The sequence below is a fragment of the Roseomonas gilardii subsp. gilardii genome, from assembly GCF_023078375.1.
In the GTDB taxonomy this organism is placed as follows: domain Bacteria; phylum Pseudomonadota; class Alphaproteobacteria; order Acetobacterales; family Acetobacteraceae; genus Roseomonas; species Roseomonas gilardii.
On sequence record NZ_CP095554.1, the window covers coordinates 3406688 to 3421576 of the forward strand.

General features: G+C 70.7%; 16 protein-coding genes. 5 read left to right on the plus strand and 11 right to left on the minus strand.

All coding sequences use genetic code 11. The features are described 5' to 3' along the window. Window positions 1-4 precede the first annotated feature (4 nt). Window positions 5-241 (minus strand): sulfur carrier protein ThiS, encoded by a 237-nt coding sequence (gene thiS / locus MVG78_RS21805; RefSeq protein WP_247552986.1) that lies wholly within the window; start codon window positions 239-241, stop codon window positions 5-7. Between the two features lie 164 nt (window positions 242-405). On the opposite strand from thiS, the gene aroQ reads away from it, so the two are divergent. The 4 genes from aroQ to aat all read left to right on the plus strand — a co-directional run bounded on the left by aroQ (window position 406) and on the right by aat (window position 3493). After that, window positions 406-876: a type II 3-dehydroquinate dehydratase gene (aroQ, locus tag MVG78_RS15695; RefSeq protein ID WP_027280399.1), complete on the plus strand. Its 471-nt coding sequence runs from the start codon at window positions 406-408 to the stop codon at window positions 874-876. Continuing rightward, window positions 873-1340, plus strand: a complete 468-nt coding sequence (accB, locus tag MVG78_RS15700) for an acetyl-CoA carboxylase biotin carboxyl carrier protein (protein ID WP_247552988.1) — start codon at window positions 873-875, stop codon at window positions 1338-1340. The genes aroQ and accB overlap by 4 nt, the downstream gene beginning before the upstream one ends. A gap of 10 nt (window positions 1341-1350) precedes the next feature. After that, entirely contained in the window at window positions 1351-2703 is a 1353-nt protein-coding gene (gene accC, locus MVG78_RS15705; protein ID WP_247552991.1) for an acetyl-CoA carboxylase biotin carboxylase subunit, read from the plus strand. 124 nt (window positions 2704-2827) lie between these two features. Beyond that, window positions 2828-3493 (plus strand): leucyl/phenylalanyl-tRNA--protein transferase, encoded by a 666-nt coding sequence (aat, locus tag MVG78_RS15710; protein ID WP_247552993.1) that lies wholly within the window; start codon window positions 2828-2830, stop codon window positions 3491-3493. Here aat and MVG78_RS15715 read toward each other — a convergent pair. The 10 genes from MVG78_RS15715 to MVG78_RS15760 all read right to left on the minus strand — a co-directional run bounded on the left by MVG78_RS15715 (window position 3382) and on the right by MVG78_RS15760 (window position 14290). Then, the gene (locus MVG78_RS15715) at window positions 3382-4884 is read right to left on the minus strand and encodes an alpha,alpha-trehalose-phosphate synthase (UDP-forming) (protein ID WP_247552995.1); all 1503 of its coding nucleotides are present in this window, start codon (window positions 4882-4884) and stop codon (window positions 3382-3384) included. The two genes, aat and MVG78_RS15715, sit on opposite strands and share 112 nt — an antisense overlap. A gap of 116 nt (window positions 4885-5000) precedes the next feature. Beyond that, a complete protein-coding gene (gene otsB / locus MVG78_RS15720) occupies window positions 5001-5765 on the minus strand; it encodes a trehalose-phosphatase (RefSeq protein ID WP_247552997.1) in 765 nt (254 codons plus the stop codon). 73 nt (window positions 5766-5838) lie between these two features. Next, a complete protein-coding gene (locus MVG78_RS15725) occupies window positions 5839-6675 on the minus strand; it encodes an NAD kinase (protein ID WP_247552999.1) in 837 nt (278 codons plus the stop codon). 175 nt (window positions 6676-6850) lie between these two features. After that, on the minus strand, window positions 6851-7855 hold the full coding sequence (locus MVG78_RS15730) for a GNAT family N-acetyltransferase (RefSeq protein ID WP_247553001.1): 1005 nt from the start codon (window positions 7853-7855) through the stop codon (window positions 6851-6853). Further along, window positions 7852-9054: a pyridoxal phosphate-dependent aminotransferase gene (locus tag MVG78_RS15735; protein ID WP_247553003.1), complete on the minus strand. Its 1203-nt coding sequence runs from the start codon at window positions 9052-9054 to the stop codon at window positions 7852-7854. Before MVG78_RS15735 ends, MVG78_RS15730 begins: the two co-directional genes overlap by 4 nt. Before the next feature lie 138 nt (window positions 9055-9192). Then, window positions 9193-10395, minus strand: coding sequence for a pyridoxal phosphate-dependent aminotransferase (locus tag MVG78_RS15740; RefSeq protein ID WP_247553005.1), 1203 nt, complete (start codon window positions 10393-10395; stop codon window positions 9193-9195). A 44-nt stretch (window positions 10396-10439) separates the two neighbouring features. Continuing rightward, window positions 10440-11276 carry an ABC transporter permease gene (locus MVG78_RS15745; protein WP_247553007.1) on the minus strand — a complete coding sequence of 279 codons (837 nt, stop codon included), beginning with the start codon at window positions 11274-11276 and terminating at the stop codon, window positions 10440-10442. Beyond that, window positions 11269-12102 (minus strand): ABC transporter permease, encoded by an 834-nt coding sequence (locus MVG78_RS15750; RefSeq protein WP_247553009.1) that lies wholly within the window; start codon window positions 12100-12102, stop codon window positions 11269-11271. The genes MVG78_RS15745 and MVG78_RS15750 overlap by 8 nt, the downstream gene beginning before the upstream one ends. Further along, window positions 12102-13148 carry an ABC transporter ATP-binding protein gene (locus MVG78_RS15755; protein WP_247553010.1) on the minus strand — a complete coding sequence of 349 codons (1047 nt, stop codon included), beginning with the start codon at window positions 13146-13148 and terminating at the stop codon, window positions 12102-12104. The genes MVG78_RS15750 and MVG78_RS15755 overlap by 1 nt, the downstream gene beginning before the upstream one ends. 11 nt (window positions 13149-13159) lie before the next feature. Next, on the minus strand, window positions 13160-14290 hold the full coding sequence (locus tag MVG78_RS15760; RefSeq protein WP_247553012.1) for an extracellular solute-binding protein: 1131 nt from the start codon (window positions 14288-14290) through the stop codon (window positions 13160-13162). Between the two features lie 219 nt (window positions 14291-14509). On the opposite strand from MVG78_RS15760, the gene MVG78_RS15765 reads away from it, so the two are divergent. Beyond that, a complete protein-coding gene (locus tag MVG78_RS15765) occupies window positions 14510-14848 on the plus strand; it encodes a hypothetical protein (RefSeq protein ID WP_247553014.1) in 339 nt (112 codons plus the stop codon). Window positions 14849-14889 lie beyond the last annotated feature (41 nt).

The window sequence follows — 14889 nt, forward strand, 5'->3', positions numbered from 1 at the left end:
AGCCTCAGCCTCCGCCGATGAAGTGCACGATTTCCAGGGAATCCCCCGCTTCCAGGCGCGTCGCGGCATAGGTGGAGCGAGGTACGATTTCCTCGTTCCGCTCGACCGCCACCTTGCGGGTGTCGAGGCCCAGCTCGGCCAGCAGCGTGACCAGGCTGGCCCCGTGCGCCATGTGGCGTGGCTCGCCGTTGACCGTGATGCGGATCGTGTCCGGCCGGGTTGCGGAGGTGATCTCTGACATGGTCCGGATGTGGCGCGCTCCCGGGCGGGACGCAAGCGCCTCCGTGCCCTGGCGGCGCCTCGCGGGGCGCGCCGGGGCGGCCTCTCGCAGATGCGAAGATGCAGGCCGTGCTTGCCCCTTCCCTCTCACCCTGCTAGCCCCGCGCGGTTCAAGAGGTCACAACCTTGTCCCCGCCCCTGATCGCTGTCCTGAACGGCCCCAACCTGAACCTGCTCGGCACCCGGGAACCCAAGATCTACGGGGCCGATACGCTCGACGACATCGAGGCGCTCTGCGCCGAGGTCGCGGACCAGGAAGGGCTGGCCATCGACTTCCGCCAGACCAATGGCGAGGGCGAGCTGGTGTCCTGGGTGCAGGAATGCCGCGGGCGGGCATCCGGGATCGTGATCAACCCTGCGGGCTATTCCTTTACCTCCATCGCCCTGCTGGATGCCCTCGTGGCGGTCCGGCTGCCGGTGATCGAGGTCCACCTCACCAACATCCACCGGCGGGAGGCGTTCCGGCATGTCTCCTACGTTTCCCGCGCGGCGACCGGGGTGATCTGCGGGCTGGGACCTCAGGGCTATGCCCTGGCGCTCCGGGCCATGGCGGACATGCTGGCGACCGCACAGACCGAACTGGACGACGACGCATGAGCGGCCTTTCCTTCGACCCCGACGCCATCAAGGCACTCGCCGAGATCCTGCGACAGACCGATCTGACCGAGATCGAGCTGGTCGAGAAGGACAGCCGCATCCGCGTGGCGCGCGAGGTGACGGTGGCTGCCCCGGTGATGGCCCAGATGGCGGCGCCGGCGATGCAGGCCGCCCCGGCTCCCGCACCCGCGGCGGTCGCACCCCCGCCTGCCGAGGCACCGGTGTCGCATGCCAATGCGGTGACCTCGCCGATGGTGGGCGTGGCCTATCTTTCGCCCGAGCCGGGTGCGGCGCCCTTCGTCACCCAGGGCCAGCAGGTGAGCGCCGGGCAGACCCTCCTGCTGATCGAGGCGATGAAGACCTTCAACCAGATCAAGGCCACCAAGTCCGGCACCGTGACCCGGATCCTGATCGAGAACGGGACCCCGGTGGAGTTCGGCGAGCCGCTGATGGTGATCGAGTAAGGGCGGTCACGTGTTCCGCAAGATCCTGATCGCCAACCGGGGCGAGATCGCGCTCCGCATCCACCGTGCCTGCCAGGAGATGGGCATCCGCACGGTGGCGGTGCATTCCACGGCCGACGCCACGGCGATGCATGTCCGCCTGGCCGACGAGAGCGTGTGCATCGGCCCGCCCTCGCCGCGCGAGAGCTACCTGAACGTCGCCAACATCCTGGCGGCGGCCACCATCACCGGGGCGGAAGCGATCCACCCGGGCTATGGCTTCCTGTCGGAGAATGCCCGCTTCGCCGAGATGGTGGAGGCGCATGGCCTGACCTTCATCGGCCCGACCGCGGAACATATCCGCATGATGGGCGACAAGATCGCCGCCAAGGACGCGATGCGCCGCCTGGGCGTGCCGCTGGTGCCCGGCTCGCCGGGCGCGCTGGCCTCCATCGAGGAGGCGCGCGAGATCGCCGACCAGATCCTGTATCCGGTGCTGATCAAGGCGGCGGCGGGCGGCGGCGGGCGCGGCATGAAGGTGGCGCGTTCGGCGGACGAGCTGGAGGAAGCCTGGCAGGTGGCGCGCACCGAGGCCAAGGCGGCCTTCGGCGACGATGCCGTCTACATGGAGAAGTATCTCGACCGGCCGCGCCATATCGAGATGCAGGTCCTGGCCGACAACCACGGCAATGTGGTGCATCTGGGCGAGCGCGACTGCTCGTTGCAGCGGCGCCACCAGAAGCTCGTGGAGGAGGCCGGCAGCCCGGTGCTCACCGCCGAGGATCGCAACGCGCTGGGCACCACGGTGACGAATGCGCTGAAGCAGCTCGGCTACCGCAACGCGGGCACGCTTGAGTTCCTCTGGCAGGATGGGCAGTTCGCCTTCATCGAGATGAACACCCGGTTGCAGGTCGAGCATCCCGTCACGGAGATGGTCTGCAACATCGACCTGGTGAAGGAGCAGATCCGAATCGCTGCCGGCGAGAAGCTTGGCTACGAGCAGAAGGACATCCGCTTCCAGGGCCATGCCATCGAGTGCCGCATCACGGCGGAGGACCCGCTGACCTTCGCGCCGAGCCCGGGGCGGGTCACGACCTTCCACGCACCGGGCGGGCTGGGGGTGCGGATGGATAGCGCGCTCTACGCCGGCTACAACGTGCCGCCCTACTACGACAGCTTGGTGGCCAAGCTGATCGTCTATGGCGCGAACCGGCAGGAGGCGATCGCCCGCGCCCGCCGCGCCCTGGACGAGACGGTGGTGGACGGCATCAACACGACGCTGACCCTGCACCAGAAGATCATGGACGACCCGGAATTCCAGTCCGGCGACTACACGATCCACTGGCTGGAGAAGTTCGTGGCCCGCGAATCCGAAGGGGCCTGACCGTTCCGCTTCCGGGCGGGCCGTCCCGGCAGCCACCCGAAAGGGTGGGCAAGGGGCGGCTCCCGGATTCGGGAAGCATGGCGGGTGGTGCGGTGCGGCGCCGGCCGTGCCAGGATAGGCGCCGATGAGCCGGCGCGGGATCGCGATCACCCCAGACCTCGTCCTGCGTGCCTATGCCGCAGGGCTTTTCCCGATGGCGGAGGGCCGGGCTTCCGACCGGCTCTTCTGGCTGGACCCGGAGCAGCGGGGCATCCTGCCGCTGGAAAGCTTCCACCTGCCGAAGCGCCTGGCGCGCACGGTGCTGTCCGGCCGGTTCACGGTGACCGCGGACCGGGCCTTCGCCGAGGTGCTGGCGGGCTGCGCTGCCCCGGCCCCCGGGCGCGAGGACTCCTGGATCAATGCCGAGGTGGAGGCGCTCTTCAACGAGTTGCACCGGCTCGGCCATGCCCATTCCATCGAGACATGGCGGGACGGGAGGCTTGTGGGCGGCCTCTATGGCATCCGGCTCGGAGGGGCCTTTTTCGGGGAAAGCATGTTCTCCCGCGAGACGGATGCCTCCAAGACCGCCCTGGTGCATCTGGTGATCCGCCTGCGGCGCGGCGGGTTCACCCTGCTGGACACGCAGTTCCTGACCTCGCACCTCGCCCGCTTCGGCGCGGTCGAGGTGCCGCAGGCCGACTACAAGGCGCGGCTCGCCAGTTCGCTGCGGGTGCTGGCCCGGTGGGAACGCGATCTGCCCGCCGAGGAGGTCGAGTACTGGGTCCGCAGCCTGAGGTCGGGTTCCGGCTGAGGCTCGGCCTGGGCGGAATCGGGAATCTCCAGCGCTTCCAGGAAGGCCTTGGCCCAGACGCCGACATTCTGGGTTTCCAGCCTGCGGTACATGGCGGCATGCCGCTCCCGCCGCTCCTCCAGCGGCATCTCCAGCGCGTTGTGGATGGCCGAGGCGACCCCCACCGGATCGAGCGGGTTGACCTGCAGGGCCTCCGGCATGTTCTCGGCCGCGCCGGCGAAGCGGGACAGTACGAGGACGCCAGGATTTTCCGCGTCCTGCGCCGCCACATACTCCTTGGCGACAAGGTTCATGCCGTCGCGCAGCGGCGTCACCAGCCCCACCTTGGACACCCGGTAGAAGCCGGCAAGGCAGTCGCGGGACAGGGCGCGGGCGACGTAGCGCACGGGCGTCCAGTCCGGATCGGCGTAGTCGCCATTGATCGTGCCCGCGAGGCGGTCGATCTCCCGCCGCAGGTCGCGATAGCTCTCGATATCGTCGCGGGACTTGGCGGCGATCTGGAGATAGGTGACGTGGCCGCGATGCTGCGGGTATTCCGCCAGCAGGGCGGCGAAGGCGCGCAGCCGCTCCGGCAGGCCCTTGGTGTAGTCCAGCCGTTCCACGCCGATCACCAGGTCGCGGTGTCCCAGGCTGGCGACGAGGCGGCGGGTTTCCGAACCCCGCGCGGCGCGGGCGGCGGTCTCGTTGAACTCCCGGGTGGCGATGCCGATGGGGTGGGCCTGCAACCGCGTCTCGCGGCCGCGGAAGCGCACCGTCTCGTCCGCCGGCACCTGCATGCCGGTGCCCTGGTTCATGCAGTCGATGAGGCCCTGCAGGTCGCGGCGCGACTGCACGCCCACGAGGTCATAGGCCAGAAGGTCGTGCAGGATCCGGTCGGAATCCGGGAGGGCGGAGAAGAGCGCCCAGGGCGGGAAGGGAATGTGGTGGAAATAGCCGATGCGCTGCTTCGCCCCCATCGCCCGCAGCTCCGCGCCGAGGGGGATGAGCTGGTAGTCATGCACCCAGATCGTGTCGTCGGGACGCAGGAGGGGGAGGAGCCGGCGGGCGAACTCGCGGTTCACGTCCCGGTACACCTCGGCCTGCTGGCGGTCATAGGTCAGGAGGCCGAGGCGGAAGTGGAAGAGCGGCCAGAGCACGCCATTGGCATGGCCGACATAGAAGCCGCGATACTGGTCGTCATTCAGGTCGAAGACGGTGTAGTCCACGCCGGAACGCCGGACCGTCTTGGCCGGGCCGGGCTCCTCGCCGACGACATGGCCGCTCCAGCCGAACCACATGCCGCCGCGGGCCTTGAAGGCCTCCTTGAGGGCAACCGCGAGTCCACCCGCCGCAGGGGGATCGTCCCGCTTCGGCACGGCCACACGGTTGGATACGACGACTAGGCGTCCCACAGCCCCTCCTCCCTGATCTTCTTGATCGTCCCGATCGGTGAAATGAACCGCTTCCCCGGGGGAAGAACGACATGCTGACAGGCTCGGTTTCGCAACGGGGGCGACATGAGGATGCCTCAGCTCCTGCCGGACCGGCGCGGCCCCGGCCCCGCCTCCAGGGCATCGGCAGCCCGGGCGAGCCAGGCGCGGAAGCGCGCGGGCTGGCCGGAGAAATCCTCCGGGATACGGTATCCGATGCCGTCCATGGCATAGGCGGCGGTGATGCCGTCCTCATCCGTCACGTCGTCGCCCACGAAGATCGGCTTGCGCCCGGCGAAGGCGGCGCGGGCCATCAGCCGGTGGACGGCCTTGCCCTTGTCGGCGAAGCGCGGGCGGACTTCGTAGGCGGCATGGGCCGGGACGACGCGGAAGTCGTCCGGCAGCTCGGCCGCCATCGCTTCCGCCAGGGCATGGGCCGCCTCGCCGGCCTCGGGCGCCAGGCGGTAGTGCAGCACGAGACCGTGGCGCTTGTGCTCGGCCAGGGCGCCGGGATGCATGGCGGCGAAGCGGTCGGCGGCCTCCCGCCAGGCGGCGGGCGGGGATGGCAGCGGCGGCGAGGCCGCGTCCGGCGGGTCGAGCACCGCTCCGTGCTCCGTGGCCACGACGAGGCCGGGCACGGGCAGGAAGCCGCGCACGACCTCCAGCCCCCGGCCGGTCACGATGGCCAGCGCGCCGTTCAGCGCGGCGGAAAGGCGCTGCAGCACCGGGGGCAGGTCGGGCGGCACCACCACGAGGTCCGGGCGCGCCGCGATCTCGACCAGCGTGCCGTCGAAATCGAGGAAGAGGGCGGATTCGGGACCTGGGAGAGGCGGCAGGCCGGCCTCTGGAATCACGTCAGCCATGAGGCGTCCCTCTTCCGGGGGAACTGTGGCGGGCGCAAGGCGAATGCGGCAGGAATGACAGATTCTTGTAGGGTCAGACCGTGAATTGTTCCGCGACGATACGCTCGCTGAGACCGTGATCGGGATCGAAGAGCATGGTCAGCGCCACGCTCCTGTCCTCGCGCACCTCGACACGGATCACCTCGCGGACCTCGGTGTAGTCGGCCACCGCGGCGACGGGGCGCTTCTCGTGCTCCAGGATGTCGAAGATCACCACGGACTCGGAGGGCAGCAGCGCGCCGCGCCAGCGGCGCGGGCGGAAGGCGCTGATCGGCGTGAGCGGCAGGAGGTTGGCGCCGAGCGGCACGATGGGGCCATGCGCGGAAAGGTTGTAGGCGGTGCTGCCGGCCGGGGTGGAGACGAGGATACCGTCGCAGATCAGCTCGGCGAGGCGGATCTTGCCGTCCACGGTGATGCGGATCTTGGCCGCCTGACGCGTTTCGCGCAGCAGGTTGACGTCGTTGATGGCAAGTCCCGTCTGGACCTCGCCCCTGGCATCGGTGGCCAGCATGCGCAGCGGATGCAGCACCGCCGCCTGGGCGGCGGCGAGGCGCTCCGGCAGGTCGTCCTCGCGGAACTCGTTCATCAGGAAGCCGACGCTGCCGCAGTTCATGCCATAGACGGGCAGGTTGCGGCCCAGCAGCCTGTGCTGCGTTTCCAGCATGCAGCCATCGCCGCCCAGTGCCACCACCACGGCGGCCTCGTCGGGCGTCGCGTCGCCATAGCGGGCGATCAGGCGGGCGCGGGCGATGACGGCCTTCTCCGACCCGGCGCAGAGGAAGGAGATCCGGCCCCTCAGGTCGGACGGCAGGGGAGAGACGGATTCGGCGCCGGGCAGAGCGGGATTCGGCAGGCCATGGTCGGGGCCCATGTCAGCGGACCCGGATGTCCAGGCGGAAGCGGCATCCGGGCGACGGCGATCGGCGCATGGTCGGGATCCTTCGCTCCTGCGGGAGAGACATAGGACGCCGCCCGGACGGCGCCGGCAAGCCCGGAGGGAGGCGGAGGATGGCCGGCGAAATGGGCCGCGGGGACTGGATGCCTTCTCAAAGGGCCTTCCAGAACAGGGTCGTGCCGTGCGGCACGCCCTGGGCGTCGAGCGCATAGCCCGGGATGCGTCCCGCCTCGGTCCAGCCCATCTCGCGGTAGAGCGCCTCGGCCGGGCCGTCGCTCCGTGTGTCGAGGGTCAGCAGCCTGCGGCCGACGCCGCGCGCCGCCTGCTCGGCCTTGCGCATCAGGGCGCGGGCGATGCCCCGGCGGCGGAAGGCCGGGTCCACCAGCAGCTTGGCCACCTCGGCCCGGTGCGGCTGGTTGGCTGGCGTGTCGAGGACGAGCTGCACCGTGCCGGCGATCTGCCCCTCCGACCAGGCGACGAGGAGGAGGCGCTTGCCGGTGGCGACATCGGAGGACACGTTGCGCCAGAAGGAGCGTGCCGTCTCCCTGGGCAGGGGCGGCCGGAAGGAGACCGAGGCGCCGGCGTCGACGCAGGCCACCAGGATGGCGGCGAGGCGGCGCTCGGCGCTGGTGGCCGCGGCGGCGTCCAGGGCCTCCACGACGAGGCTGCGCGCCGGCTTGGCGTAGCGGAATTCCAGCGACTTGGAGATGTCGTCCAGGATGCGGATCGAGCCGGAGCGGACATAGCCACGCTTCTCGTAGAAGGCATGCGCCGTGTCGAAGCGCGTGTCCGTCCAGAGCACGAGGCGTTCCGCCCCGGCATCGAGCGCGCGCTTCTCCCCGATGTCGAGCAGCCGGTGCGCCAGCCCGGTGCCGCGATGGTCGCGGCGGACATAGACGCGGCAGATCTCCCAGGCATTGTCGGAGCCGAGCGGGCGGACGGCGACCATGCCGACGACCTCGCCGCCCTGCTCCGCCGTCCAGACGGCGCCGCCCACCTTGTCGAAATGCGTGACCAGGGCGCGGAGCTCGGGATTCTCGCCGTCCACGTCCAGGATGCAGTTCGGGTACTCCGCCCAGGCATCGCCGATCAGGCGGATGAAGCCTTCCGCGTCGCTGTCGGCACCCGGGCGGATGATGGCGCCGCCGTCGATCACGAAAGGCCCCGGCAGAAGCGGTCGATGCGGGCGCAGGCCTCGGCGAGCTGTTCCATGCCCGTGGCATAGGACAGGCGCAGATAGGGGCTCATGCCATAGGCCGCGCCGGCGACGGTGGCGACATGCTGTTCCTCCAGCAGGGCCATGGCGAAGTCCGTATCCGTTTCCAGCCGCCTGCCGCCCGCCGTGGTGCGGCCGAGGCAGCCGGCGATGTTGGGGAAGAGGTAGAAGGCGCCTTCGGGCTTGTGGCAGGCGATGCCGGGGATGGCGTTCAGCCGCTCCACCAGGAAGTCGCGGCGTTCGCGATAGGCCTTCGCCCGCTCCGCCACCAGGTCCTGCGGCCCGTCCAGCGCGGCGACGGCGGCGGCCTGGCCGACGGTGGAGACGCCGCCGGTGAGGTGGCCCTGCATCGTCACCATGGCCTTGATCAGCGGCGCCGGGCCACCGGCATAGCCGATGCGCCAGCCGGTCATCGCATAGGTCTTGGACACGCCGTTCAGCGTCAGCACGCGGTCCTTCAGGCGCGGCTCGACCTCGGCGATGGTGCAGAACTCGAAGCCGTCATAGACGAGGTGCTCGTACATGTCGTCGGACATGATCCAGACCTGCGGATGGCGCAGCAGGACCTCGGCCAGCGCCTGCATCTCGGCGCGCGAGCAGGCGGCGCCGGTCGGGTTGTTCGGGAAGTTGAGGACCAGCCACTTGGTCTTCGGCGTGATCGCCGCCTCCAGATCCTCCGGCCGCAGCTTGAAGCCGTTGTTCTGCGGGCAGGAGACGAAACTCGCGTCGGCGCCGGCCAGCTTCGCCTGCATGGCGTAGCTGATCCAGTAAGGCGAGGGGATCAGCACCTCGTCCCCCGCATCGCAGGTGGCGAGGAAGGCGTTGGTGATGATCTGCTTGCCGCCATTGGCGACCATGATCTCGTTCAGCGCGTAGTCGAGCTTGTTCTCGCGGCGGAACTTGCGCTGGATCGCCTGCTTCAGCGCGGCGATCCCGTCCTGCGGCGGGTACTTGGTCAGCCCTTCGAGCGCGGCGCGGTTCGCGGCCTCGATGGCATGCGGGGGCGTGGCGAAGTCGGGCTCCCCGACGGTGAGGCTGATGACCCGGTGGCCCTGGTCCTTCATCTCGCGCGCCTTGATGGACATGGCCACGGAGGGGGCGACCGGGATTTCCGTCAGGCGGGTGGCAAGGGCGGGCATGGTCGGGATCAGTCTCGGCAGGGGGCGGTTGTGAACGGGCGCCGCACCGCATCCCGGTGGCGGAGGATGCGGTGCGGGTCCCGGGGGAGACCGGCGGGACCCGCACCCTGAGCGGGGCGGATCGCGCCGGGCATGGAGCTACTTCAGCCCTTCGCAGAACCGCCTGATGCGGTTGCATGCGTCTTCCAGCACGGCGTCCGAGGTCGCGTAGGAGACGCGGAAATGGCCGGGGAACATGAAGGCCGAGCCGTGCACGGCGGCCACGCCCTCATCCTCCAGCAGCGCCGTGACGAAATCCTCGTCCGTCCCGATCTTCTTGCCCGAGGCGGTGGTCTTGCCGATGCAGCCGGCGATGTCGGGGAAGACGTAGAAGGCGCCGTCGGGGGTCGCGCAGCGGATGCCGGGGGCCTGGTTCAGCAGGCGCACCACGAGGTCGCGGCGGCGCTCGAAGGCCTGGCGCATGGTCTCCACGCTCTCCTGCGGGCCGTTCAGCGCCTCCACGGCGGCGGCCTGGGAGATGGAGGAGGTGTTGGAGGTGCTCTGCCCCTGCAGCTTGTCCATCGCCTTGATCAGCGCGAGCGGCGCGCCGGCGAAGCCGATGCGCCAGCCGGTCATGGCATAGCCCTTGGAGCAGCCGTTCATGGTGACGGTGCGGTCCTTCAGGCGCGGCTCCACCTGGGCGATCGTCTTGAAGACGAAATCGCCATAGACCAGCTTCTCGTAGATGTCGTCGGTGAAGATCCAGACCTGCGGGTGGCGCAGCAGCACCTCGGCCAGCGCCTTCAGCTCCGCCTCGGAATAGGCGGCGCCGGTCGGGTTGGAGGGGTTGTTCAGGATCAGCCACTTGGTCTTCGGCGTGATCACGGCCTCAAGCTGCTCCGGCGTGATCTTGAAGCCCTGGTTCTGCCCGGCCGGGACGATCACCGGCTTGCCGCCCGCCAGCGCGATGATGTCGGGATAGCTGACCCAGCAGGGGGCGGGGACGATGGCCTCGTCGCCCTCGTCGATCGTGGCGAGCATGGCGTTGAAGATCACCTGCTTGCCGCCGGTGGAGACGACGATCTCCTCGGGCTTGTAGGTCAGGCCGTTGTCACGCTCGAACTTCGCCGCCACCGCCTTGCGCAGCGCCATGGTGCCGGCGACGTCGGTGTAGCGGGTGTCGCCGTCCTGGATCGCCCGGATCGCGGCGTCCTTGATGTTCTGCGGGGTCTCGAAATCCGGCTCGCCGACGCTGAGGCTGATCACGTCGCGCCCGGCGGCCTTCAGGGCGCGCGCCTTCTGGGTGACGACGATGGTCTGGGAGGGGGAGATGCGGTCCATCCGCTCGGCGGTCAGCGTCATGGGTCTTCCGGGGCTTTCGAGGTCGGAGAAAAGGCGGCGGAACCCTAGTCGCCGCCCCTGCCCCGGGCAACCCGCCCGCGCATCAGGGCTGCCGCGAGCAGCAAAGCGATGCCGACGGCGGCCAGGATCAGCACGGCCAGGGCGTTCACTTTCGGCGTCATGCCCAGGCGCAGCATGGAGAAAAGGGCCACCGGCAGGGTGGTCGAGGCCGGGCCGGACAGGAAGCTGGCCAGCACCACATCGTCCAGCGACAGGGTGAAGGCGAGCAGCCAGGAGGCCGCCAGGGCGGGCGCCATCAGCGGCAGCGTGACGGTGCGGAAGACCGTGGCGGGCGTGGCGCCGAGATCGGCGGCGGCGTCCTCCAGCTCGCGCCCGCCCCGGGCCAGCCGGGCCTGGACCACGACGGCGGCATAGGCGGCGCCCAGCGTGGCATGGGCCAGGAGGATGGTGCCCGCGCCCCTGCCCTGTGGCCAGCCGGTGGCGGCCTCCAGCATGACGAAGAGCAGCAGCAGCGAGAGTCCGGTGACGACCTCCGGCAGCACCAGCGGCGCGCCGGACAGGGCGCCGAGCAGGGCGCGGCCCCGGAAGGTGCCGCCGCGCGCCAGCAGCCAGCCGGTGGCGCCCCCCAGCAGCATGGCCAGGGTGGCGGCGCCGACGGCGATGCGGAGCGAGAGGAAGGCGGCCTCCAGCAGCCGGCCGTCGGCGGCCAGTTCGCGGAACCAGCGCAGGGAGGCACCGCCCCAGCGGAAGGGCACGGGATCGGCGCTGAAGGCATAGAAGACCAGCAGCAGCACCGGCAGCCAGAGGAAGGCGAGGCCCAGCCAGAGGCCGATGCGCGCCCAGGGTGGCAGCAGGTCCGGGGGCGGCGCGCCGTCATTCACCCCGCCCCAGCCGCTGGAAGATCAGGATGGGCAGGAGGAGGAGCGCCAGCAGGGCGCAGGCCAGGGCGGCGGCCACCGGCCAGTCGCGGTTCTGGAAGAACTCGGTGAAAAGGGCGCGGCCCAGCGGCAGGGCCCCAGGCGGGCCGAGCAGTTCCGGGACGACGTATTCGCCGGCGGCGGGGATGAAGACCAGCAGGAAGGCCGCCAGCGCCCCGGGCAGGACCAGCGGCAGGGTCACGGTGAGGAAGGCGCGGGTCGGACCGGCGCCGAGATCGGCGGCGGCTTCCTCCAGCGACGGGTCCATGCGGGCGAAGGCGGCATAGAGCGCCAGCACCGCGAAGGGCAGGTAGGCATGGACCATGCCGAGATAGAGGGCGAGCGGGGTATAGAGCAGGGCAACGGGCTGATCGGTCAGGCCGAGCCCGCGGAGGAGGCCGTTGATCCAGCCCTCGTCCCGCAGCAGCCCGATCCAGGCGCCGACGCGCAGCAGGAATCCCGTCCAGAGCGGCAGGAGCACGAGGCCCAGCAGCAGGCGGGACCGGCGGGCCCGGGCGATGGCGAGCGCCATGGGCAGGGCGACCAGCAGGCAGAGCGCGGCGGTGACGCTGGCCAGTTCCAGCGATTGCCAGAAGGCGGCGCGGTAATAGGGATCGCCCAGGATCAGGGCGAAGTTGTCCGTGTCGATGCCCTGGCCGTTCCAGGGCGGGTCGAAGGGAGGCAGGCCCTCGCTCTGCCAGGACAGGGCCAGGGCCAGCAGGAGAAGCAGCGGCGCCGCGACCAGCAGGGCGAGCCAGAGCGCGATGGGGGGCAGGAAGAGGCGGCGCATCACTCGGCCAGCGGGACCACGGCGGCGGCATCCCAGCCCAGGCGGAGGATCGTGCCGCGTTCCGGCGGCAGGCCGGGCAACGCGGCGCGGAGCGTGGCGCCGCCGGGCAGGCGGAGCAGGACCAGGCTGTCGCCACCGCGGAAGGCGGCTTCCTCGACCCGGCCGGTGGCGGTGTTCTCGCCCTCTCCCTCCGTGGGGCGCAGGCTTTCCGGGCGCAGGGCGCAGGCGGCGGTGCCCTCCGGCAGCGGCGCCGGAGCGCGCAGGGTCGCGGCGGCGGCGGGGCTGTCCAGCGCGCCGTCGGGGGTGCGGTGGCCTTCCAGGATATTGGCGGCCCCGAGGAAGCCCGCGACGAAGCGCGTGGCGGGGCGGGCATAGACCTCGGCGGGCGGGCCGATCTGCGCGATGCGCCCCTGGGCCAGGACGGCGACCCGGTCCGCGAGGGACAGGGCCTCCGACTGGTCATGCGTGACCATGATGAAGCCGGCGCCGGTCTCGCGCTGAAGGGCGCGGAGCTCGAAGCCCGTGCGCTCCCGCAGGTTGGCGTCGAGGGCGGCCAGGGGCTCATCGAGCAGCAGCAGGCGCGGGCGGCGGGCCAGGGCACGGGCCAGGGCGACGCGCTGGCGCTGCCCGCCGGACAGGGCCTCGGGGCGCCGCCCTTCCAGCCCCTGGAGGTGCAGCAGGGCCACGAGGCGTTCCACGCGCCCCGCGATGGCGGCCCTGCCCTGCCCTTCCCGCCGCAACCCATAGGCGATGTTGTCGAAGACGCTGAGATGCGGGAACAGCGCATAGGACTGGAACATCATGTTCACCGGGCGCCGGTGGGGCGGCAGCGGGGCGAGGTCCGCGCCATCCAGCAGCACGCTGCCGGAATCCGCGCGCTCGAAGCCGGCGATCACGCGCAGCAGCGTGGATTTCCCGGAGCCGGAGCCGCCCAGCAGGGTCAGGAACTCGCCCGCCGGCATGTCGAGGTCCAGCCCGTCCAGCGCCGCCAGCGCGCCGAAGCGGCGGGTGACGCCGGACAGGCGCAGCAGCAATGGCGCGCTCAACCTGGCCTCTCTCAGCGTCCGGCCTTGAAGCGGGTCCAGAGCCGGGCGCGGGCGCGCTCGGCAGCGGGGGGCGGGGCGGTGACGGTGAAGGTGCGGGCGATCATCTCCGGCGTCGGGATGACGTTCGGATCGTTTAGCACCGCCTGGCTGAGATGGGCGCGCGAGGCAGGCACGGCATTGGGATAGCGCACCTGGTTGGTGACGCCGGCGATCACCTCGGGCCGCAGCAGGAAGTCGATGAAGCGCTGCGCATCCTCCGGATGCGGTGCATCGGCGGGAATGGCCAGCATGTCGAACCAGAGCTGCGCGCCCTGCTTCGGCTGCACATAGGCCAGCCCGTCGGCACGGCCGCCGGCCTCGGCCCGGACGCGGGCCTGGATGACGTCGCCGGAATAGCCGAAGACGGCGCAGTACTCGCCATTCGCCAAAGCGTCGGCGAGGGCGCCGGAGGAGATGATGGCGCGCACATGCGGGCGGATGGCCAGCAGCGCCTTCTCCGCCGCCGCGAGATCCTCGGCCGCACCGGAATTCGGATCCTTCCCGAGCCAGTGCAGCACGGAGGGGATGACGTCGATGCCACTGTCCATGAAGGCGATGCCGCAGCCGGCGATGCGCTTCGCGTTCTCCGGCTTCAGCAGCAGGTCGAGGCTGTCGAGCGGCGCGTCGGGCGCCAGGGCGCGGATCCTGTCCGGCCGCAGGCCCATGCCGATCGTGCCCCAGAGATAGATGGCGCCATGGGCGTTGCCGGGATCGCTGCTGGCGACGCGCTGGAGCAATGCCGGGTCCTGGTTGGCGAAGTTCGGGATCTGCGCGCGGTCGAGCCTGCGCAGCGCCCCGGCGCGCACGAGGCGGGCGAAGGTGGGTTCCGAGGTCGGGACCACCACGTCATAGCCGGATCGGCCGGCGGAGAGCTTGGCCTCCAGCGTTTCCAGGCTGTCGAAGACATCGTAGCGGACGGTGATGCCGGTCTCCGCCTGGAAGCGCCCGATGGCCTTGGGATCGATATAGTCGGTCCAGTTGTAGACATTGATCACGCGTTCCTGCGCCCATGCCGCCGTGAAAGGGGCCGCCGCGGGAAGGGCCAGCATGGCCAGCAGGGGCAGGAACAGGCCGAGGCGGCGTCGGCGCACAGGCAGGCGCATCAGGCGGAAGGCTCCGTGGTCTGGGGATGCGGAGGCGAGCCTAGAACAGCGCCGGGCCGGGCGGAACTGCGCGGATCGTAGGAATAAATTCGTTGACATAGGAACGAAGTTCTTCTAGGGAGGAGCGGCCAACGGGCGAGCCATGTCCGCCCGGTCCCCCCACCCGCCGCCGCCTTTCCCCGCCATCCGGAGCGCAGCCCGCGCCCCGGATGGCGGCGCGTGGCCGCGCGGCTTCTCGCCCAGGGAGCGCCGATGTCCTTCGATGCCAGCTCGCTCACCGCACTGGTCAGTGCGGGTTCCTTCTCGATCTGGGACTACCGCACCGGCGACAGCCGGGCCGCCGTGCTGGCGGGCGGCTATTTCGCGGCCGCCGCGGACCGGCTGCTGCCGGGGCATGTGGTGATCCTGCATTCGGCGGACGGGATGTCCTTCCTGCCGATGCGCGACGGGGGAGCCGTGGGCAACGGGCTGGTGCTGGATTCGGTTTCCGCGCCGCTGCGGCTGAGCCGCACGGCGGCCGGCCGCTTCGGCCTGTCGGTCACCGCCCGCCTGTCCTGACCCGTCCCGCCTGACCCCCGGCGGGCCGGGTCCTTCACGCC

Bases quoted from the DNA above. Each gene is read 5' to 3' on its own strand.
- thiS (WP_247552986.1), bottom strand. From the start codon at position 241: ATGTCAGAGATCACCTCCGCAACCCGGCCGGACACGATCCGCATCACG.
- accB (WP_247552988.1), top strand. From the start codon at position 873: ATGAGCGGCCTTTCCTTCGACCCCGACGCCATCAAGGCACTCGCCGAG.
- aat (WP_247552993.1), top strand. From the start codon at position 2,828: ATGAGCCGGCGCGGGATCGCGATCACCCCAGACCTCGTCCTGCGTGCC.
- otsB (WP_247552997.1), bottom strand. From the start codon at position 5,765: ATGGCTGACGTGATTCCAGAGGCCGGCCTGCCGCCTCTCCCAGGTCCC.
- MVG78_RS15725 (WP_247552999.1), bottom strand. From the start codon at position 6,675: ATGGGCCCCGACCATGGCCTGCCGAATCCCGCTCTGCCCGGCGCCGAA.
- MVG78_RS15735 (WP_247553003.1), bottom strand. From the start codon at position 9,054: ATGCCCGCCCTTGCCACCCGCCTGACGGAAATCCCGGTCGCCCCCTCC.
- MVG78_RS15740 (WP_247553005.1), bottom strand. From the start codon at position 10,395: ATGACGCTGACCGCCGAGCGGATGGACCGCATCTCCCCCTCCCAGACC.
- MVG78_RS15750 (WP_247553009.1), bottom strand. From the start codon at position 12,102: ATGCGCCGCCTCTTCCTGCCCCCCATCGCGCTCTGGCTCGCCCTGCTG.
- MVG78_RS15760 (WP_247553012.1), bottom strand. From the start codon at position 14,290: ATGCGCCTGCCTGTGCGCCGACGCCGCCTCGGCCTGTTCCTGCCCCTG.